Source organism: Spirillospora sp. NPDC048911, from assembly GCF_043198015.1.
In the GTDB taxonomy this organism is placed as follows: Bacteria; Actinomycetota; Actinomycetes; order Streptosporangiales; family Streptosporangiaceae; genus Spirillospora.
This window is the reverse complement of the sequence record NZ_JBICUD010000001.1, coordinates 265608-284753: the sequence shown is the minus strand read 5'-3', so window position 1 is coordinate 284753 and position 19146 is coordinate 265608. Positions and strand designations below refer to the sequence as shown.

Below are 19146 nucleotides of genomic sequence, written 5' to 3'. Positions count from 1 at the left end.
AAAGGGCTCGGAACGCCCTGGCGGCAGGTCCTGCAGGCCCCCCGGACGGAGTGCCATGTCAGCTGGTGATGTAAGGCCCCCCAAGCCCACCATCCGCAATGTCGCCGAGAGGGCCGGCGTCTCGAAGTCGCTCGTCTCCCTCGTCATGCGCGGGTCGCCGCACGTCAGCGAACGCCGCCGGCAGGCGGTGCTCCAGGCCGCGCGGGAGCTCGGCTACCGGCCCAACGCCGTCGCGCGGAGCCTGGTGGAGGGCCGCACCCGGCTCATCGGCGCGATCGTCGCGGACCTGCACAACCCCTTCTTCGCGGAGTTCCTGGACGGCCTGCAGGAGAGCCTGCACGGCGAGGGCCTCCGCATGCTCGTCGGCAGCGGCCGATGGGACCCCCTCTTCGAGGCCGAGGCCGTCGAGGCCTTCCTGGAGATGCGCGTCGACGGGCTCGTCCTGCTGAGCGTGGTCCCCGAGTCCCTCAAGGAGGCGGCCGCCAGCGTCCCCGTCGTCGTGGTCGGTGAACGGGACGTCTCCGGCGTCGACATCGTCGTCGACGATGACGAGCTCGGCGCCAGCCTGGCCGTCGACCATCTCGTCGAGCTGGGCCACCGCCGCATCGCGCACATCGAGGGCGCCCCCTCCACCACCGCCCGCTACCGCCGCGCGGGCTACGAGAAGGCCATGGACCGGCACGGCCTCACCACCGAGGTGGTCGTGGAGGCCGGTGACTTCACCGAGGAGGGCGGCTACCGCGCCGCCCGCGCCCTCCTCACCCGGGACCACCGGCCCACCGCGATCTTCGCGCCCAACGACCTGGTGGCCACCGGGGCGCTCTCCGCCGCCGACGAGCTGGAGCTCACGGTGCCCGAGCACCTCTCGATCGTGGGCTACGACAACACCCACCTCGCCGCCATCCGCCATATCTCCCTGACCAGCGTCGACCAGCCTCGCCGCGACATGGGCCGCGTGGCCGCCGAGCTCCTCACCGCCCGCATCGACGACCCGGTCCGCGCCGCCCGGCAGAACCTGGTGGTCCCCCACCTCGTGGTCCGCTCCACCACGGGCCCCGCCCCCGCCGTCTGACGTCTGCGCCGTCTGGCGTTCGCGCCGTTTGGCGTCCGCGTTATCTGGCGTCCGCGCTGTCTGAGGTCCGCGCTGTCTGAGGTCCGCGTTGTCTGGCGTGTGCGTTGTTTGGCGTTCGCGGCTCTTGGCGGTGGCGGTCGGGCGGGGCTGGATGATCGTTCGGTCTGGGGGAGGTCGATCAATGGCCTGGACGGGCGGGGCTGAGGTAAGGGGCTGGCCAAGCCTGCCGCAATCGGCGGGCCGCGAGGCGGCCGTGGCGGGTTAATGGGTTCACCGTTCGGCGGGTCGGGGGAACCGCAGGACCGGGCCGGTCTCAGAGGAGACGGCCCGGCCGGGGACTCCGCCGAGTGGACACGGAGAAGGATCATGTTCACCCAGGGGGGTTTCATTCCGTGCGTGATCCGGAATTGGTGTCGTGCGCACAGCGCGCGGCTAGTGAGTTGGAACGCGCGTGGTCGGAATGGCGTCACGCGCGAGGACTGGCCGAACAGATCTCGGAGTCCGTCGCCAGCTACGTGGCCCACTCGATCGATCACCCGTGGGGGCGACCGCGCGTAGTGCTGGGCCTCGACGCGGACGAAGCGCGCGCTCTCGCCGCGCTCCTCGGCAAGGAGGACATACTCCGCTGATCTGAACGTCCAGCAGGGAGCCGCGGCCGTGTGACCTCATAGGGGAGGGCACGGCCGCGGCGTATTTGCGTGAACTTCGTTTGACGAACCCAGGCCGGTGTGCAGACTGTCAGGGTTGGTAACGAAGAAATCACAGGGGGACGGGTCTTGCTATTCCACCGGAGCGGCACGATGACGGCAGGCTTGCTCCTGTGCCTGGCGGCTCTGTCCGCGTGCGATGGAGGCTCGTCGCCCGAGAAGGGCGGCCAGACCGCGCAGCCGCCCGTGGCCGAGCCCTCGAAGCCCTCCGCCGGTTCCGGGGAGCCCAGGCAGGCGCAGGACACCGGCTCGCTCAAGGGCAAGGTCATCGTGATCGACCCGGGGCACAACGGCGGGAACGCCAAGCATCCGGAGGTCATCAACCGGCAGGTCGACATCGGCAACGGCCGCAAGGAGTGCGACACGACGGGGACGGCGACGGCGGCCGGCTACAGCGAGGCGGCCTTCACCTGGGACGTGTCCACCCGGCTGGCCAGGCTGCTGAGGGCGAAGGGCGCCAAGGTCGTCCTCACCCGGAACGACAACACCGGCGTCGGGCCGTGCATCACCGAGCGCGCCGCGATCGGCAACCGCGCCAAGGCGGACGCGGCGATCTCGATCCACGCGGACGGCGCCCCGGCGAGCGGCCACGGCTTCCACGTGATCGAGCCGCTGACGGTCAAGGGGCACAACGCCACGATGGTCCCGGCCTCCCGCAAGCTCGGCAAGGCCCTCCGGGACGCCTACAAGAGCGGCACCGGCATGCCGTATTCGACCTATGTCGGTACCAACGCGCTCAATTCCCGGGACGATCTGGGCGGGCTCAACATGTCGACGGTGCCGAAGGTCTTCGTCGAGACCGGCAACATGCGGAACGCCGGCGACGCCGCCAAGCTGTCGAGCGCGTCGTTCCGGCAGCGCATCGCGGCGTCCTTCGTCACGGGGTTCGTCCAGTACTTCAGCTGATCCAGTACTTCAGCCGACGGCGATCCGGGCTTCGCCGTGACCGCCTCGCCGGGCAGGATGGGGCGGGTGTCTGATTCGCTGAGCCGCGTTCGCGGCGCTTTCACGGAGTACACCGTCGCGGGTGTACGGGAGTTGCTCGGCCCGGTGGCGGGCGGCGCGCTGGCGCGGGACGAGATCGTCCCGGCGTTGCGCGCGACGGGCGGCGGCTCGCCGCTGGAGGCGCTCACCCGGCTCTTCTGGTTGCAGGTGGCGGTCGGCGAGGCGGCTTTGAAGGACGTCGCCGATGATCTGGTCGCGACCGGGCTGGCCGAACGTTCGGGCGGCGAATTGCGGGCCCTGGTGCACGTCGAGCCGTTGGAGTCGGTGAGCGGCACGGGCCATGCCGGGTACGCGGTGTCCGACCTGAAGGCACGGCCTGGAGCGGGCGTCCGTCTCAAGCCCGATCACGTGGTGGGGGTGGGCGGCGCGTCGGCGAATCTGGCGCGGCTGATTGTCCACAGGGCTGTGGACAGCGCACTCGATCTTGGGACGGGATGCGGCGTCCAGGCGTTGCATCTGGCGGGCGAGCCGGGACCGCGGCCGCGAGCGATCACGGTCACGGACGTCAACGCGCGGGCCCTCGAACTGTCGGCCCTGAGCTTCGCGCTCTCCGGGGTGGACGGGGTCGAGGCACTCCAGGGCTCCCTGCTGGAACCGGTGCGGGGACGGACCTTCGATCTGATCGTCTCCAACCCGCCGTTCGTGATCGCGCCGCCCGAGGGCGGCCTCGTCTACCGCGAATCGGGCCTGCACGGCGACGAGTTCTGCCGCCGCCTGGTCGTCGAGGGGCCGAGGCTGCTGAACGAGGACGGCACATGCCAGCTACTGGCGAACTGGCTGCATATCGAGGGTGTCCCGTGGGAAGAGCGGGTCGGCGCGTGGGTCCGCGAGTCCGGTTGTGACGCCTGGGTCGTGCAGCGCGACGTTCAGGATCCGGCCGAGTACGCCGAGCTGTGGCTGCGGGACTCGGTCGAGGTCGGGACGCCCGAGTACGTGGCGCGGTACGACGCGTGGCTGGAGTACTTCGAGCGGCAGCGGGTGACGGGGATCGGCTTCGGCTGGATCACCTTGCGGCACCCGGGCGCCGCCCGGCCGACCGTGCGGATCGAAGAGATGCGGCACGCCGTCGAGCAGCCTGTCGGGGCCTATGTGGACCGGGTCCTCGCCGGGCTGCGGGAGAGCGCAGAGTTTTCCACAGCCTGTGCACAAGAGGGGGCCTTGGAATGGCTCTCGCTCCGTGCCGCGGCCGGAATCGTCCAGGAGCAGATCGGGCCGCCCGGAGCCGAGGACCCGGAGCGGATCCTGCTGCGGCAGACGGATCGCCTGCGCCGCGCGGCCGGGGTCGGCACGGTCGAGGCGGGGCTGGCCGGCGTCTGTGACGGTTCGATGGCGCTGGAGCCCCTGCTGTCCGCCATCGCCCAGCTCACCGGGATGGACCCCGATCAGGTGCGGGCGCACGCCGCCGCCGTCCTCCCCGAGCTCATCGCCGACGGCTTCTTCGAGCTCGCCTGAGCCCCGACGGCTGACCGCCGCGACCGACGATCGACAGGCTGACCGTCGCCTTATCGGGGGCCGGGGGTCACGAGCGCCGCCATCGCCTTCCCGAGATCGCGGTGCCGCGCGATGAGGACCGTGAAGCCGATCGCCAGGTAGACCAGCGACAACCACAGGCGGGCCGTCTCGCCCGGCAGCACGAACTGGATCGCGAACAGGCCGAACAGCAGCGCCGCCTCCGTCCGCCTGAAGTAGAGGTCGATCAGCATGGCCAGGCCGAGCACGGTCTGGGAGGCGGTCAGCAGCACCTCTTCGGCCTGCCGGGAGTCCAGCGGGAGCGACCAGCCGCCGCCGCCCGCCTTGTAGGCCAGCGGCAGGCTGCCGACCAGCAGCGTCCACTGGTTCACCTTGCTGGACAGCAGCGCGCCGATCGCGTCGTTGTCCCGTAGCCGCCAGGCGAAGACGACCGCGACGATCAGCTCCGGTGCCTCGGACGCCAGCGGCGCCAGCCACTGCACCAGCAGGAACTCGTCGATGCCGAGGCTGCCGCCGGCCTCGACCAGCGACTCGGCGAACGGCTCGGCCGAGGCGAAGACGATCAGCGCCCCCAGCAGGAAACCGCCCCACGTGACCGCGCGGCGCCGCGTCGTGGGCAGCCGGGCCAGCACGGCCGGGACGCCGACCAGATCCTCGACGTCCTCGCCGCCGCTCCCGGCGATCCGGACGATGTACGCGACGTAGAGCGCGATGAGCAGGACGGAGACGTACCAGCCGATCTCGCCGACCAGCGCGGGCACGAACGCGATGACCGCCGCGACCGCCAGGAATCCGAGCTCGATGCGGTGATGACCGGACAGGTGGACGTCCCGGCGGTCCGGTACCGGTTCGCCGCGCGATGCCCGCCGCCGCACGCCGAGCGCGAACGCGAGCACCACCAGCGCCCAGCCGACGCCGACGAGCAGCCGGTTGGCCCCGGTCATGTTGGCGGCGGCGTACGCGGTGTACTCCGGCTTCGAGCCCGCCCGGAACGCGTAATAGAGATCGACCGCGTACTCGGGGAGCACCGCGATCAGCGCCAGCAGGGCCAGCGCCAGGGCCCCCGAGATGTCCGCGCGGGCCGTCTCGGCCGCCCACATCAGCACCACCGCGGCGGCGAGCACCCCCGCGCCGAAGACGATCATCCCCGCCACCGGCGCCGGATGGACCCCCGCCAGCCGGAGGACGATCGCCGGCAGCGCCAGGGCCAGCGCGGCGGCGACCCGGGTGATCAGGGTCCCGCGCGGCATCGTCTCCACGGACATACCTGCACGGTGCCGCCATTCAGGTCTGCGAACACCATCGCGCCCGTCGCCGAAGTGCAAAGAAAACCTCTGGCGCCCCCCACCATGTGCCGCTTGGCGTTCCGGGACCGGCGCCAGACGTAGTCTGACCGGCGCCCTCAACGGGTGAGCGGCCCGCTTGGCGAGCGCGTTCCGGGGTTGGGTGGCCCTCTGGTGGGGGCGTTCGGGGCGGTGGCCGTCTGGCGAGCGCGTTCCGCGGATCAGTGGGCGGGGAGGTCGGTGATTGTTTGGAAGGTGCTGCCGTGCAGGCGGCGGGACAGGTCGCGGTTGACGCGGTGCGCCCACAGGGGGCCGCCGTAGATCATTCCGGTGTAGCCCTGGACGAGGGTCGCTCCGGCGCGCAGGCGTTCCCAGACGTCGTCGGCGGTCTCGATGCCGCCGACCGAGATCAGTACCAGCCGGTCGCCGGTGCGGGCCCGGAGGCGCCGCAACACCTGGATCGAGCGCTCCTTGAGGGGTGCGCCCGATAGGCCGCCGGTTTCTTTGACCAGGTCGGGGTCGCTTGCCAGGCCGTCGCGGGCGATGGTGGTGTTGGTGGCGATGATGCCGTCCAGGCCCAGGTCGAGCGCCAGATCCGCCACCGCGTCCACATCGTCGTCGGCGAGATCGGGAGCGATCTTGACGAGCAGGGGGACCCGGCGTTCGGTCACCCGGTCCGCCGCCTCGCGGACGGCGGTCAGCAGGGGCCGCAGGTGCTCGACCGCCTGAAGGTCGCGCAGGCCGGGCGTGTTGGGCGAGCTCACGTTCACGACGAGATAGTCGGCATAGGGGGCGAGGCGTTCGGTGCTCGTCACGTAGTCGGCGGCGGCCTCCGCTTCGGGCACCATTTTGGTCTTGCCGATGTTGACGCCGACGATCGTTCCCGGCCGGCGTTGCCGCAGGCGTGTGGCCGCGGCCGCCGATCCCTCGTTGTTGAAGCCCATCCGGTTGATGACGGCGCGGTCCGGCACCAAGCGCCAGGACCGCGGTTTGGGGTTGCCCGGCTGGGCCTGCCCGGTCACCGTCCCGATCTCGACGTGGCTGAAGCCGAACGCGCCAAGGGCCTCGTATGCCACGGCGTCCTTGTCGAAGCCAGCAGCCAGGCCCAGGGGCCCGGCGAACTCCAGCCCGAGGGCGCGGACGGTCAACGCCGGGTCGCGCGGCGCCAGGGCCCTGCGGATCAGCGGCGCGGCGCCCGGCGTCCGCTGGAGCGCGCGCAACCCCCGCATGGTCGTGTGGTGCGCCGTCTCGGCATCCATGAAGCGGGCGATGACCTGGGTGAACAGCAGCTTGTACATCGTGGGCGATTGTCTCAACAGATCGGTCGAGCCCGCGCGCCGGGGGAGGTGAGGCTCACGAACATGCTGGTCAGCGCATGGTGGCCCACTCCGCAGCGCGTGGCCCGCGAGCGCCGTACGGCCGTGCCGCGATCACTGGCTGATCGCGCCGGCGCCACCGAATTCTGATATTGCCAGCAATTGCTGGCTATGATTTGCGGACGATCACTCCTCCCCCGCCCCGGAGCATCCGTTGTCCCTTGCCCTGCGCGCCTTGGCGCTTGCATCGGCGGCCGTGACGGCCGTCCCGCTCTTGTCCGTGCCCGCGGAGGCGGCCACGGTCACCTTGAAGGTCACCGGCGTCACCCGGAAGGGAAAGAAGGCTTCCTTCACCGCCTCCGTCCAGAACACGAAGACCGGCAGCGAGTTCCGGCTCCGCTCGGGCGTGAGCAAGAAGGTCGCCAAGGGCACCTACACCGTGCTGGCGGAGATCCCCTCTCTCGGCGCGGACGGCTACACCAACTCCACGCTCGGTGCCCAGGTCGTCTCACTGAGCCGCAGCCGGACGGTCGCCTTCGACGCCCGCAAAGGGCGGGCGCTGACCGTCGGCCTGGATGTCGACAAGGCGAAGTACTCGCAGTGGGGCCAGCGGGCGGCGGTCTGCACCTTCGGGGCCGGCAACCGGATGGAACTCGAAGCGACCAATTCCGCCGGCGGCCTCTTCGTCATCCCGAACGGGTCGGGCAAACTCGCCTTCTCCTATCTCAGCGAGTGGCACCCGCAGGTGTCCACGGTGGGTGCGCCTGAGACGTACGCGCTGACCGGCTACAGCAAGGGCATCCCGGCCAAGCCGTCGTACTCGTTCCGCCGGGCGTCCCTCGCCAAGACGACCCTGTACGTTCGCCGCGGGCCCGCGCTCTCCCGCGACACCGACGTCCGGCTGGCTCCGGCGCCCGCCCGCGGCAAGTGCGGACTGTGGGGCGTCACCGATCGCATCAGCGCGCCGTTCACGTACACCGCGCATGTCACGCCTGGCAGGTGGCAGTCCGAGACGTACTCCATGTACGGGCCGAACAGCATCGGCGTGGGCGGCTGGTCCTCGCCCGTCCGCTCGTACGCCAAGGGCAAGAGCTACGCCGAGGTGTTCAACCGCGCCGTCTGGGGGCCGGCCAGATGGTTGCCGAAGGTCTCGGGCCGCGCGCTCTCGTACTACCCGGACGACCTCTTCGCCGACCCGGGCAAGAGCGGCAGCGAGTGCTGCGCCAAGGCGGCCGTCACCTTCCGCAAGGGCAGCCGGACGATCAAGAGCAAGGTGATCACGCAGTGGGGCGGCACGCGTGACTTCAGTGCCAAGATCCCGTCGGCCGGGTGGTACACGCTCTCGGTGGACGCCCGCCGCTACCACCCGCAGGTCTCCACGCCCGCGGGCATCCTGTCGCCGCGCGCGACGATCAGCTGGAAGTTCTACGCCAAGCCGGCCGGTTCCGCGCGCATCCCGGTGGCGCTGACCCGCTACATCGCCTCCGGCCTCGACAGCGCCAACCAGGCCGCCCCCGGCAGCACCACCGGGCTGTCGATGTGGCTGAACGCGGTCAAGGGCGCCCCGAAGGTCCGTACGGCGACCGTCCAGGCCTCGTTCGACGACGGCCGGACCTGGCGCCGGGTGAGCGTCCGGAAGCGGGGGAGCGGCTGGGCGGTCAGTGTGCCCAACGCCTCCGCCAAGGGGTACGTGACGCTGCGTTCGACGATCGTCGACGTCAAGGGCAACCGGTCCGTCCAGACCATCTACCGGGCCTACGGCATCCGCTGATCCACGGCTCGCGATCCGGCCCGTTCCGCTCTGGCGGGGCGGGCCGGATCCGTTCGTCAGGTCCGGCGGAACGACCGGCGGAGCTGGAGCCGGACGTCGCGGCCGGTCTGGCGGACGGGGGCGACGATGCTCGCGTTCATCCAGCGGGCGGGTTCGAGGACGGTGAGCCGCCAGGTCTCGCGGATCATGTTCTTGACCGGGCGGAGCACGGCATCGCGGACCCAGCGGGCCGGGGTGGCGACGAAGACGTTCCAGAGCCAGCGCAGGAAGCGGCCCGCCATGCGAGCGCCTTCGGCGAGGCCGTGGAGGACGGGCCTCAGGACGAAGTTCCAGATCGCCAGTGCCGGGATCACGAAGAGAATCCGGGCCAGCCAGCGCAGGATGCGGCCCGCCGTGTGCCATGCCCAGGCCAGTGCGCCTGAGATGGCGCGCCATCCGGCCAGGAGCACGGTGCCGGTACCGCGGCCAAGGTAGGCCAGGCCAGATCCGATCAACCGGCCCACCCAGACGAGACCGGTCAGGGGCGGGCGAAGGATGTACTGCCACAGCAGCGTCAGTGGCAGCACGATGAGCACTGCGAACAGCCAGGCGATGCCCTGAGCGATGTACGCGATGACGCGGCCGGTGCCGAGCAGGAGCCGTTTGAGGCCGCCGCCGACGAAGCTCAGCGGGATGACGATGAGGATGTTGAGCAGCCAGAGGAGTCCCCGCCACGTCGCGAGGAGGCCCGCGCCGATGCCCCGGCCGATGGACGCGAGGAAGCGGCCGATCGGGGCGAGCACCGTCCGGTAGAACCAGCGGCCCAGCCTGCCGCTGCCCCGGCCGAACATCCGGAAGAAGCCCAGCACGACGACGTTCAGCAGCCAGCCGAGCGGCCTCACGATTGTGACGTTGAACACCCACGCCAATCCGGTGCCGACCCAGACCAGTCCGGCGGCGATGCCCAGGCCCACGGGGCGCAGCAACCACGTGTAGAGCTGCCGGAACGGCCACGCCATGGCCCGCATCAGACCGCCCAGCGCCGCCTTGAGCCCGCGCCCGATGACCCTGATCAGGTCGTACACGAGCCGGATCGGCAGCACGATGACCAGCGCGACGATCCGGGCCGGGATCACGATCCACGCCGGTCCCGCCGGGACCGAGGTGCTCACCGGCACAGCGGGACGCAACTGGGCGGTCTCCGCGGCCGGTGGTTTGGTCAGGATGACCGGGTCCTCGTCTGGCCGCCTCGCCGTGGTCACCGCCGTGCCCCCCTCTTCTCGCCTGCTCGAACTCTGACGCATTGAACCCGTTTGACGTTCACGCCCGTACTGCCCCTCGATCCGGGGAGAGCGGTGCGGCTGCTCCGCCTCGAGCGAAAGCGACTGACATGGAGGGCAAGACATGCGATTCCCACGCTGGGCGATCCCCGCGGCGGCCGCCCTGACCGCGTCCGGAGTTCTCCTCACCGCCTGCGGCCAGGAGACCGCCGGAAAGAAGCAGAATACGTCGGCCGGTTCCGCGCAGCAGGTGCAGCAACCGCAGGTCCCGGCCAACGAGCCCGCGGCGCCCGCCGAGACCGCCTCGCTGGAGGTCGCCAGCGTCAACAAGATCGGCAAGGTCGTCACCGACGGCGAGGGCCGCACGCTCTACCGCTTCGACAAGGACACCGCCCGGCCCCCGGCCTCCACCTGCGTGGAGGCGTGCGCGCAGGCCTGGCCGCCGGTGATGGCGGGCCAGCAGGCCGTGCAGGTGAAGGGCGTGGACGAGTCCCTCGTCGGCAAGGTCAAGCGGGCCGACGGCACGTGGCAGGTCACGCTCGGCGGCTGGCCGCTCTACCGGTACGCCAAGGACCAGAGCCCGGGTGACGTCAAGGGCCAGGCCGTCCAGGGCACCTGGTACGCCGCCGCTCCCACGGGCAAGAAGGCCGTGGCCAAGGAGGCCCAGCCGAGCCAGCCGCCGCAGCAGGGCAATGGCGGGGGCAATGGCAATGGCGGTGGTGGCTGGGCGGGCTGGACCACCATCAAGGTGCGGATGGACCAGAAGCTCGGCATGATCGTGACGGACGGCAAGGGCCGCACGATGTACCGGTTCGACAAGGACAAGCCGAAGGTCAGCAACTGCTCCGGCGACTGCCGCGCCAAGTGGCCGATCGTCACCTTCAACGGCTTCAAGAAGCTCAAGGTCAGCGGTGTCGACCGCAGCCTGATCAGCTTCATCGAGCGCTCGGACGGCAAGCCCGGTGAGTGCCAGCTCCTCATCAACGGCTGGCCGATGTACTACTTCGCCAAGGACGCCAAGGCCGGCGACACCAAGGGCCAGGCCGTGCAGAACGTCTGGTGGGTCGTCTCCCCGGAGGGCAAGAAGATCACCACGAAGGCCGGCGGCGGCGACGGCGGCTACGGAGGCGGCTACTGAGCCTGAGTCGGGCTCGTCCGTCCGTCCCTCTCGACTTGCGGCGTGTCGGCCATCCGGTGGGTCCCCGGATGACCGGCACGCCGCATCTCTTTGCCGGCCCGTCCGTCAGTCCGTGACGGTCTGACGGGCCGCGGCCGCCGCTCCTGCCGCACCGGGCGTGCCGATGGGCGCGGCGTGGCCGAGGACGCCGTGCTCGTAGGCGGTCTCCGCGTGCAGGGCGAGGTCGACACCGGAGGTCTCGTCCTCGGCGCTCACCCGGAAGCCCAGCACCTTGTCGATCACCTTGGCCAGGACGTAGGTGGCGGCGAACGCGTAGAGCGCGACGGCCGGTACGGCGATCGCCTGCTTGCCGAGCTGGGACGCGCCGCCGCCGAAGAAGAGGCCCTCCGGCCCGGAGGTCATCACGCCGGTGGCGAGCAGGCCGATGGCCAGCGTCCCGATGACGCCGCCGACACCGTGCACGCCGACCACGTCCAGCGAGTCGTCGTAGCCCAGCCGGAACTTCCAGCCGACCGCGTACGAGCACACGATCCCCGCGACCAGGCCGATGGCCAGGGCGCCCGGCACGTTCACCGAGCCGCAGGACGGGGTGATCGCGACCAGCCCGGCGACCACGCCGGACGCGGCGCCGAACGTCGTGGGGTGGCCGTCCCGGCGCTGCTCGACGAGCAGCCAGCCCAGCAGCCCGGTGCAGCCCGCGATCAGCGTGTTGAGGAAGACGGCGGCGGCGATGCCGTCGGCCGCCAGCGCCGAGCCCGCGTTGAAGCCGAACCATCCGAACCACAGCAGCCCGACGCCCAGCAGGACCATGGGCAGGTTGTGCGGGCGCATGGCCTCCGTCCGGAAGCCGATGCGCGGGCCGAGGACGAGCGCCATGGCCAGTCCGGAGGCGCCGGAGACGATCTCGACGACGAGCCCGCCCGCGTAGTCGAGGGTGCCCAGCTCGGCGATCCAGCCGTCCGGGCCCCACACCCAGTGCGCGACGGGCGCGTACACCGCCAGCGCCCACAGCGGCACGAGGATCATCCAGGCCGAGAACTTCGCGCGGTCCGCGACGGCCCCGCTGATCAGCGCCACCGTGATGATCGCGAAGGTCAGCTGGAACGTGGCGAAGAGCAGTTCGGGCACCTTGCCGTGCGCGGTCTCCGGCGAGATCCCGGCCATCCCGAGGTGGTCGAGCCCGCCCAGCAGCCCGGCGCCCACGTCGTCGCCGAACGCGAGGCTGTAGCCGGCGGCCAGCCACACCACGGTCACCAGCGCGATCGAGACGAAGCTCATCATGATCATGTTGAGCGTGCTCTTGGCCCGGACCATACCGCCGTAGAACAGCGCCAGGCCCGGCGTCATGAGCAGCACCATGGCGGTGCTCACGAGCAGCCATGCGGTCGCACCTGCGTCGATCTTGTCGGGCACGTCGTCTCCCGTGGTCGGGGGCCTGGGCGTCGATAGAGGATCACCGCCCTCCGTTTCGCGGCTGCTGCCGGTTTGTTTCGGATGTGTTTCATGTGTCCAATGGGTTTCTTTTTGCTCACCTGTCACGCCCTCGTGCTCGACAGCCTCCGAGTCCGGTGTTTGAGTGGAGATCAATCCGCCCGCACGGCCGCGGCCTCGGAGAGGCGAGGCCCGCACGTCGGGCGGAGCTTCGGGAGGCCTGATGGGCAAGGTCGAGCGAGCACGAACCGGACGAGGCCGGGGGCGCCGGGGCGGCGGCCGCCGGCGAGCACGCGCGGGACGGACGGGCCCCGGTGGGCGGATGGGCCGCAACGCCTCGCTGTTGGGCCGCAACGCCCCGCTGCGCGGGGCGCTGGCGCTCGCGCTCCTCGCGGGCGGCCTGACGGCCTGCGGCGGTGAGAGCGGCACGCCGACCCTCACCTGGTACACCAACCCCGACAACGGCGGCCAGGCCAAGCTCGCCGCGTCCTGCACGCAGGCCGCGGGCGGCAGGTACCGCATCAAGACCTCGGTGCTGCCGAACGACGCGACCCAGCAGCGCGAGCAGCTGGTCCGGCGGCTCGCCGCCAAGGACTCCGGGCTCGACCTGATGAGCCTCGACCCGGTGTTCATCGCCGAGGCCGCCAACGCCGGCTTCCTCCGCCCGTTCACCTCGGCGGAGGAGGGGCAGTTCACCCAGGGCGTCTTCCCCGCCGCGGTCGAGAACGCGCGGTGGGAGGGCAAGCTCTACGCGGCGCCCTTCTGGGCCAACACGCAGCTCCTCTGGTACCGCAAGTCGGTCGCCAAGAAGGCCGGCGTCGATCCGGCCGCCGCCGACTTCACCTGGGACAAGCTGATCGACGCGGCCGTGCGCAGCAACACCACGGTCGCGGTCACCGGCAACAAGTACGAGGGCTACATGGTGTGGATCAGTGCCCTCATGGCCTCCGCGGGCGGCCGCATCATCGTCAACCCCGAACGCGGCTCGGACGCCACCGTCGACTTCGAGAGCCCGGCGGGCCGGGCGACGGCGACGATCATCTCCAAGCTGGCCCGGTCCAAGGCCGCCAGCCCGACGCTGTCCACCGAGATCGAGGACCAGGCGCGCAACACCTTCAACGCCGGCAACGGCGGCTTCATGATCAACTGGCCGTACATCTACGCCGCCGACCTCGCCGACGCCGAGGCGGGCGTCATCGACAAGGGCATTCCCGCGGACATCGGCTGGGCACGCTACCCGCAGGTGACGGCCGGTCAGCAGAGCAAACCGCCGCTGGGCGGCATCAGCCTGGGCATCGGCGCGTACGGCAAGCACGAGAACGAGGCGGTCGAGGCCGCCCGGTGCATCACCACCGAGCCGAACATGAAGGCCTACATGCTCGGCGAGGGCAACCCGGCGGCCCGCCCGGCCGTCTTCGACGATCCCGAGATCGTCAAGCAGTTCCCGATGGCCACGCTGATCCGCGACTCGATCAACGCCGCCGCGCCGCGCCCGATCACGCCGTACTACCCGGACGTGTCGAGCGGCGTGCAGAGCAAGTGGCATCCGCCGGCCTCGGTGAACCCCCTCACCACGCCGAAGATCACCGACGAATTCATCCCCAAGGTGCTGCGCGACCAGCGACTGCTGTGACCGGAGGAGGGCCATGAACGACAGACCGGCCATGAGTCACAGGAGAGAGCCATGACCGTCACCGTGGACAAGCCGCTGCCCGCCGGGGCCGGCCGGGCCGAGATCACCGACCGGGCGAAGGCCGAGCGCCGGCTCGGGCTGATCCTGTCGGCCCCCGCCATCGTGGTGATGTTGCTGGTCACCGCGTATCCGCTGCTCAACGCCCTCTACCTGTCGATGTTCAGCTACCGGCTGACCGCCCCGGACGACCGGCGCTTCGTCTGGTTCGGCAACTACGTCACCGCGCTGACCGACGTCCTGTTCTGGCAGGACGTGTTCACCACGTTCATCGTCACGGCGGTGACCGTCGGCATCGAGCTGGTGCTGGGGTTCGCGTTCGCGATGGTCATGCACCGCGCGATCTTCATGCGGCGGACCGTCCGGACCTCGATCCTCGTCCCGTACGGGATCGTCACCGTGATCTCGGCGTTCGCCTGGCGGTACGCCTTCGACCTCAACTCGGGGTTCGTCAACGGCTGGTTCGGGCTCGGCGACTACGCCTGGTTCACCGGGCGCTGGTCGTCGCTCTCGGTCGTCATCCTGTCCGAGGTGTGGAAGACCACGCCGTTCGTGTCGCTGCTGCTGCTGGCGGGGCTGGTGCAGGTGCCGCGCGACCTCGGCGAGGCGGCGACCGTGGACGGCGCGACCGCCTGGCAGCGGCTGTGGCGGGTGACCATCCCCAACATGAAGGCCGCCATCCTCGTCGCGGTGCTGTTCCGGACCCTCGACGCCTGGCGGATCTTCGACAGCATCTTCGTGATGACGGCGGGGCAGAACAAGACCGAGAGCCTGTCGTTCCTCACCTACCGGCAGACGATCACGCGCACGGCGATCGGGCTCGGGGACGCGGTCGGGGTGCTGCTGTTCCTGTCCGTGGTGCTCATCGCGGCGGTGTTCATCAAGGGCTTCAAGGTGGACCTGGCGCAGGCGAGGGGAGAACGCTGATGGACACCGCACGTTCCCGGTGGCTGTGGCTCGCCGGCGCGCTGCTGATCCTGGTCTGGACGATCCTCCCGACGCTGTGGATCGTGTCGCTGTCGTTCAAGCAGCCGGGCGAGGTCGGCAACGTCAAGGGCTTCCTGCCCAAGGACTGGACCTGGCAGAACTACGAGACGGTCTTCGACACCAGCATCTTCACGTCCGCGCTGATCAACTCGATCGGCATCTCGCTGATCGCCACGGTCGTCGGGGTGACGTTCGCGACCCTGGTGGCGTACGCGATCGCGCGGCTGGAGTTCCCCGGCAAGCGGGCGATCCTGTCGTTCGCGCTGGCCATCGCGATGTTCCCGGTGGTCTCGCTGGTCGGGCCGCTGTTCGACCTGTGGCGCAACATCGGGCTGTACGACACCTGGCCCGGCCTGATCATCCCCTACATCTCGTTCGCGCTGCCGCTGGCGATCTGGACGCTGTCGGCGTTCTTCCGCGAGATCCCGTGGGAGATGGAGCAGGCCGCGCAGGTCGACGGGGCGACCACCTGGCAGGCGTTCCGCAAGGTGATCGTGCCGTTGGCCGCGCCCGGGGTGTTCACCGCGGCGATCCTGACGTTCTTCTTCTGCTGGAACGACTTCGTGTTCGGGATCTCGCTGACCTCGACCGACAACGCCCGCCCGGTCCCGGCGGCGCTGGCGTTCTTCACGGGGGCCTCCCAGTTCGAGCAGCCCACGACGGCGATCTGCGCCGCGGCCGTCGTGGTGACCATCCCGGTCGTGGTCATCGTCCTGCTGTTCCAGCGCCGCATCGTGGCCGGGCTGACGTCCGGCGCAGTGAAGGGGTAGCCATGGCCGCCATCACCATGAAGAACATCGTCAAGCGGTACGGCGACGGCTTCCCGGCCGTGAACGACGTCAGCCTGGACGTGCAGGACGGCGAGTTCATGATCCTCGTCGGGCCGTCCGGCTGCGGGAAGTCCACGTTGCTGCGCATGATCGTCGGGCTGGAGGACATCACCTCCGGCGAGATGAAGATCGCCGACCGGGTGGTCAACAAGATCGCGCCGCGGCAGCGCAACCTGTCGATGGTCTTCCAGAACTACGCCCTCTACCCGCACCTCACCGTCTTCGAGAACATCGCGTTCCCGCTGCGGCTCGCCAAGAAGCCCGACGAGGAGGTGCGCCGCCGCGTCACCGAGACCGCCGAGCTGCTGGAGCTGACCGAGCACCTGGAGCGCAAGCCCGCCAACCTGTCCGGCGGGCAGCGGCAGCGGGTCGCGATGGGCCGCGCGATCGTCCGGCAGGCCGACGCGTTCCTCTTCGACGAGCCGCTGTCCAACCTCGACGCCAAGCTGCGCGGCCAGATGCGCGCCGAGATCTCCCGCCTCCAGCGGCGGCTGGGCGTCACCACGGTGTACGTGACGCACGACCAGACCGAGGCGATGACCTTGGGCGACCGTGTCGCGGTGCTGCGCAAGGGCGTGCTCCAGCAGGTCGGGAGCCCGCGCGAGCTGTACGAGCAGCCCGCGAACCTCTTCGTCGCGGGGTTCATCGGCTCGCCGTCGATGAACTTCCTGCCCGCCACGCTCGACAGCGCGGCCGGGGGCACGGTCCTGGAGACCCCGCTCGGCCGCTTCGAGCTGCCGGACGAGCGCCTGGCCGCCACGCTGGCCGGCCGCGACGTGGTGCTGGTCGGCATCCGGCCGGAGCACTTCGAGGACGCCTCGCTCGTCAGCGACGACAAGCGCGCCCGCGGCACCGTCGTCCAGGCGCACGTCGACGTCACCGAGTGGCTCGGCAACGAGCAGTACGCCTACATCCCGTACGAGGCGCCGGAGGATCTCGCCGCCCAGCTGCGCGAGCTGTCCCGGGAGCTCGACAGCGACCAGCTGCGCACGCAGGCCGTCGTCGCGCTCGACCCGGCCAGCATGATCGGCGAGGGTCAGGAGGCGGAGCTCTGGATCGACACGGGCCGGGCGCACATCTTCGACCCGGCCACCGGCGAGAACCTCACCCGGGACGAGGAACGCGTCGCGGCGCTGGGCCGCCAGGCCGAGCAGGCCCGGTTGCGGCAGCGCCGGGCCCCGGCCGGCCAGACCGGCGACGGCGCGGCGCAGCCCGAGTCCGGCCAAGAGTCGCCCACCAGCCCCGACTGACCCGATGCATTTCGTCTTCAGACCGCCGGGGCAGGCGGCCGCGGGGCTCCTCACCCTCCCGTGGCGGCTGCCGCTGGAGCACTGGACCGACGAGAGGCTGGTGGAGATCCGGCAGCGCGGGCTGTCGCGGCACGTGGTGCGGTTCGTCGCGGAAGGCGGGACGCTCTACGCCCTGAAGGAGCTGCACGAACGGCTGGCGCGGCGCGAGTACGGGCTGCTCCGCGAGCTCCATGGGCTCGGCCTGCCCGCGGTCGAGGCGGTCGGGGTCGTGGTCGATCGCGGTGAGGACATGGACGCGATCCTGGTGACGCGCTATCTCGATCACGCGATCGCCTACCGGTCGCTGTTCGCCAATCCGCGCGGCGGGCAGCACCCCACCGACCGGCTGCTCGACGCCCTGGTGGAGCTGCTCGTACGGCTGCACCTCGCGGGCTTCATGTGGGGCGACTGCTCGCTGTCCAACACGCTGTTCAGGTTCGACGCGGGCGCGTTCGCGGCGTACCACGTCGACGCCGAGACCGCCGAGCTGCACCCGCAGGGCCTCAGCGAGGGCCAGCGGCACTACGACGTCGACCTGGCGCGCGAACGCATCGCCGGGGAGCTCTTCGATCTCTTCGCCGCCGGGCAGCTCCCGCCCGAGGTCGATCCGGTCGACGTCGCCGACGACGTGGTGCGCCGGTACGAGGGACTCTGGGACGAGCTCACCCGCGAGGAGATCCTGCACCCCGACGACCAGCGGTACCGCATCGCCGAGCGGCTGCGCCGGATCAACGAGCTCGGCTTCGACGTCGACGAGGTGGAGCTCACCGACGCCGATTCCGACGCCGGCGCGGGCAAGGGCGTCCGCATGCGGGTTCGCACCCGCGTCGCCGAGCCGGGCCACCACCGGCGGATCCTCTACACCCGCACCGGGATCGACGCGCAGGAGAACCAGGCCCGCCGCCTGCTCAACGACATCGCGGCCTTCCGCGCCCATCTCGAACGCGAGGTGGGCCATCCGATCCCCGAGGTCGTCGCCGCCAACCGCTGGCTGGCGGAGGTGTACGAGCCGGTCGTCCAGGCGATCCCGGGCGAGCTCCGCGACCGCCTGGACGAGGCGGAGATCTTCCTTGAGGTCCTGGAACACCGCTGGTTCATGTCCGAGCGGTCGGCCAAGGACGTCGGGACCATGGCCGCCGCGCTCGACTATTTCGAGAACGTCCTTCCCCACGTCCCCGAAGACCTCACCGGCACCCCGTGATCGGTCCCCGGCTCAGGCGGCGGTCCAGTGGGGGTCGCGGCCGAGGAAGCGCAGCAGCGCGGCCACGTCGTCGTCGCCGTCCCGGGCCTCCTGCGCCGCGGCGTACATGCCGTACTGCCGGATCGGGTCGGTGACGGTCGCCTCGGCGGCGGGCATGAGCGCGCGGGCCAGCTCGGGGGTGAGCGGCGACGGCTGGCCGGTGGCGACGGCGATGTCCCAGGCGTGCACCGCGGCGTCCAGCGCGCAGGCCCCGGCGCCGATCTCGGCGGACATCTTGTTCGGCGGGATCGGCACCGGCACCTCGGCCGCGTCCGCGGCGACGGTGGACCAGGCGGCGGCCGCGGCCTGGAGGGCGCTCTCGACAACGGCCTCGGGGCTGCCGGAGAGCGTGCCGGACGGGGCGAACGGGTTCTCGTCCGGGCCGGGCCCGCCGGTGATGAACGCGGCGTAACCGAGCTGGTCACCGGCCGCGTGCTGGAGCACCTGGGTGACGTTCCACTCCGAGCACGGGGTCGCGCTGGTCCAGGCGTCGGCAGGGACACCCCGGACGGCCGCGCGAAGGATCTCGTGCGCCTCGTTCAGTACCGGCCACTGGGTCGTGTCGCTCTGGTTCTGAGTCATCGTTACGGCCTCTCCATCGTCCCGTTCGGTGATGCCTCCACTATAGCAGAACGGAATGCTCTATTCCAATTGGAAC

At 70.7% G+C, this 19146-nt stretch carries 16 protein-coding genes; 11 read left to right on the top strand and 5 right to left on the bottom strand.

Features of this window, described 5'->3' with window-relative positions:
* Nucleotides 1-55: 55 nt before the first annotated feature.
* The 4 genes from ACGFNU_RS01305 (at nucleotide 56) to ACGFNU_RS01290 (ending at nucleotide 4236) form a co-directional block, all read left to right on the top strand.
* The gene (locus tag ACGFNU_RS01305) at nucleotides 56-1072 is read left to right on the top strand and encodes a LacI family DNA-binding transcriptional regulator (RefSeq protein WP_392589227.1); all 1017 of its coding nucleotides are present in this window, start codon (nucleotides 56-58) and stop codon (nucleotides 1070-1072) included.
* A 392-nt stretch (nucleotides 1073-1464) separates the two neighbouring features.
* Nucleotides 1465-1701 (top strand): hypothetical protein, encoded by a 237-nt coding sequence (locus ACGFNU_RS01300; RefSeq protein WP_392589226.1) that lies wholly within the window; start codon nucleotides 1465-1467, stop codon nucleotides 1699-1701.
* A gap of 171 nt (nucleotides 1702-1872) precedes the next feature.
* Entirely contained in the window at nucleotides 1873-2685 is an 813-nt protein-coding gene (locus tag ACGFNU_RS01295; RefSeq protein ID WP_392589225.1) for an N-acetylmuramoyl-L-alanine amidase, read from the top strand.
* A 57-nt stretch (nucleotides 2686-2742) separates the two neighbouring features.
* Nucleotides 2743-4236, top strand: a complete 1494-nt coding sequence (locus ACGFNU_RS01290) for a methyltransferase (RefSeq protein WP_392590966.1) — start codon at nucleotides 2743-2745, stop codon at nucleotides 4234-4236.
* A gap of 50 nt (nucleotides 4237-4286) precedes the next feature.
* On the opposite strand, the gene ACGFNU_RS01285 is transcribed toward ACGFNU_RS01290, so the two are convergent.
* Both ACGFNU_RS01285 and ACGFNU_RS01280 read right to left on the bottom strand, forming a co-directional pair.
* On the bottom strand, nucleotides 4287-5519 hold the full coding sequence (locus ACGFNU_RS01285) for a sodium:proton exchanger (RefSeq protein ID WP_392589224.1): 1233 nt from the start codon (nucleotides 5517-5519) through the stop codon (nucleotides 4287-4289).
* Between the two features lie 239 nt (nucleotides 5520-5758).
* Nucleotides 5759-6835 carry a quinone-dependent dihydroorotate dehydrogenase gene (locus tag ACGFNU_RS01280; protein WP_392589223.1) on the bottom strand — a complete coding sequence of 359 codons (1077 nt, stop codon included), beginning with the start codon at nucleotides 6833-6835 and terminating at the stop codon, nucleotides 5759-5761.
* A 253-nt stretch (nucleotides 6836-7088) separates the two neighbouring features.
* On the opposite strand from ACGFNU_RS01280, the gene ACGFNU_RS01275 reads away from it, so the two are divergent.
* Nucleotides 7089-8624, top strand: coding sequence for a hypothetical protein (locus tag ACGFNU_RS01275; protein ID WP_392589222.1), 1536 nt, complete (start codon nucleotides 7089-7091; stop codon nucleotides 8622-8624).
* A 56-nt stretch (nucleotides 8625-8680) separates the two neighbouring features.
* On the opposite strand, the gene ACGFNU_RS01270 is transcribed toward ACGFNU_RS01275, so the two are convergent.
* Nucleotides 8681-9865: a hypothetical protein gene (locus ACGFNU_RS01270; protein ID WP_392589221.1), complete on the bottom strand. Its 1185-nt coding sequence runs from the start codon at nucleotides 9863-9865 to the stop codon at nucleotides 8681-8683.
* A gap of 142 nt (nucleotides 9866-10007) precedes the next feature.
* Between ACGFNU_RS01270 and ACGFNU_RS01265 the strand changes: the two genes are divergently transcribed.
* Nucleotides 10008-11021, top strand: coding sequence for a hypothetical protein (locus ACGFNU_RS01265; protein ID WP_392589220.1), 1014 nt, complete (start codon nucleotides 10008-10010; stop codon nucleotides 11019-11021).
* A gap of 105 nt (nucleotides 11022-11126) precedes the next feature.
* On the opposite strand, the gene ACGFNU_RS01260 is transcribed toward ACGFNU_RS01265, so the two are convergent.
* Entirely contained in the window at nucleotides 11127-12434 is a 1308-nt protein-coding gene (locus ACGFNU_RS01260; RefSeq protein ID WP_392589219.1) for an ammonium transporter, read from the bottom strand.
* A 340-nt stretch (nucleotides 12435-12774) separates the two neighbouring features.
* Here ACGFNU_RS01260 and ACGFNU_RS01255 point away from each other — a divergent pair, with 340 nt between their 5' ends.
* Genes ACGFNU_RS01255 through ACGFNU_RS01235 form a run of 5 tightly spaced genes read left to right on the top strand, consistent with a single transcriptional unit; the run spans nucleotide 12775 to nucleotide 18449 of the window.
* Nucleotides 12775-14085 (top strand): extracellular solute-binding protein, encoded by a 1311-nt coding sequence (locus ACGFNU_RS01255; protein WP_392589218.1) that lies wholly within the window; start codon nucleotides 12775-12777, stop codon nucleotides 14083-14085.
* Between the two features lie 51 nt (nucleotides 14086-14136).
* Entirely contained in the window at nucleotides 14137-15069 is a 933-nt protein-coding gene (locus ACGFNU_RS01250) for a carbohydrate ABC transporter permease (protein WP_392589217.1), read from the top strand.
* Nucleotides 15069-15899 carry a carbohydrate ABC transporter permease gene (locus ACGFNU_RS01245; protein WP_392589216.1) on the top strand — a complete coding sequence of 277 codons (831 nt, stop codon included), beginning with the start codon at nucleotides 15069-15071 and terminating at the stop codon, nucleotides 15897-15899. Before ACGFNU_RS01250 ends, ACGFNU_RS01245 begins: the two co-directional genes overlap by 1 nt.
* 2 nt (nucleotides 15900-15901) lie before the next feature.
* A complete protein-coding gene (locus tag ACGFNU_RS01240; protein ID WP_392589215.1) occupies nucleotides 15902-17209 on the top strand; it encodes an ABC transporter ATP-binding protein in 1308 nt (435 codons plus the stop codon).
* A gap of 4 nt (nucleotides 17210-17213) precedes the next feature.
* Entirely contained in the window at nucleotides 17214-18449 is a 1236-nt protein-coding gene (locus ACGFNU_RS01235) for a DUF4032 domain-containing protein (protein ID WP_392589214.1), read from the top strand.
* A 12-nt stretch (nucleotides 18450-18461) separates the two neighbouring features.
* On the opposite strand, the gene ACGFNU_RS01230 is transcribed toward ACGFNU_RS01235, so the two are convergent.
* Nucleotides 18462-19070 carry a TIGR03086 family metal-binding protein gene (locus ACGFNU_RS01230; RefSeq protein WP_392589213.1) on the bottom strand — a complete coding sequence of 203 codons (609 nt, stop codon included), beginning with the start codon at nucleotides 19068-19070 and terminating at the stop codon, nucleotides 18462-18464.
* Between the last annotated feature and the right edge of the window lie 76 nt (nucleotides 19071-19146).

Excerpts from the sequence above, each read along its gene's own strand:
- ACGFNU_RS01230 (WP_392589213.1), bottom strand. The coding sequence starts at position 19,070 with ATGACTCAGAACCAGAGCGACACGACCCAGTGGCCGGTACTGAACGAG.
- ACGFNU_RS01285 (WP_392589224.1), bottom strand. The coding sequence starts at position 5,519 with ATGTCCGTGGAGACGATGCCGCGCGGGACCCTGATCACCCGGGTCGCC.
- ACGFNU_RS01290 (WP_392590966.1), top strand. The coding sequence starts at position 2,743 with ATGGGGCGGGTGTCTGATTCGCTGAGCCGCGTTCGCGGCGCTTTCACG.
- ACGFNU_RS01295 (WP_392589225.1), top strand. The coding sequence starts at position 1,873 with ATGACGGCAGGCTTGCTCCTGTGCCTGGCGGCTCTGTCCGCGTGCGAT.
- ACGFNU_RS01240 (WP_392589215.1), top strand. The coding sequence starts at position 15,902 with ATGGCCGCCATCACCATGAAGAACATCGTCAAGCGGTACGGCGACGGC.
- ACGFNU_RS01250 (WP_392589217.1), top strand. The coding sequence starts at position 14,137 with ATGACCGTCACCGTGGACAAGCCGCTGCCCGCCGGGGCCGGCCGGGCC.
- ACGFNU_RS01280 (WP_392589223.1), bottom strand. The coding sequence starts at position 6,835 with ATGTACAAGCTGCTGTTCACCCAGGTCATCGCCCGCTTCATGGATGCC.
- ACGFNU_RS01235 (WP_392589214.1), top strand. The coding sequence starts at position 17,214 with ATGCATTTCGTCTTCAGACCGCCGGGGCAGGCGGCCGCGGGGCTCCTC.
- ACGFNU_RS01255 (WP_392589218.1), top strand. The coding sequence starts at position 12,775 with ATGGGCCGCAACGCCTCGCTGTTGGGCCGCAACGCCCCGCTGCGCGGG.
- ACGFNU_RS01265 (WP_392589220.1), top strand. The coding sequence starts at position 10,008 with ATGCGATTCCCACGCTGGGCGATCCCCGCGGCGGCCGCCCTGACCGCG.
- ACGFNU_RS01245 (WP_392589216.1), top strand. The coding sequence starts at position 15,069 with ATGGACACCGCACGTTCCCGGTGGCTGTGGCTCGCCGGCGCGCTGCTG.
- ACGFNU_RS01305 (WP_392589227.1), top strand. The coding sequence starts at position 56 with ATGTCAGCTGGTGATGTAAGGCCCCCCAAGCCCACCATCCGCAATGTC.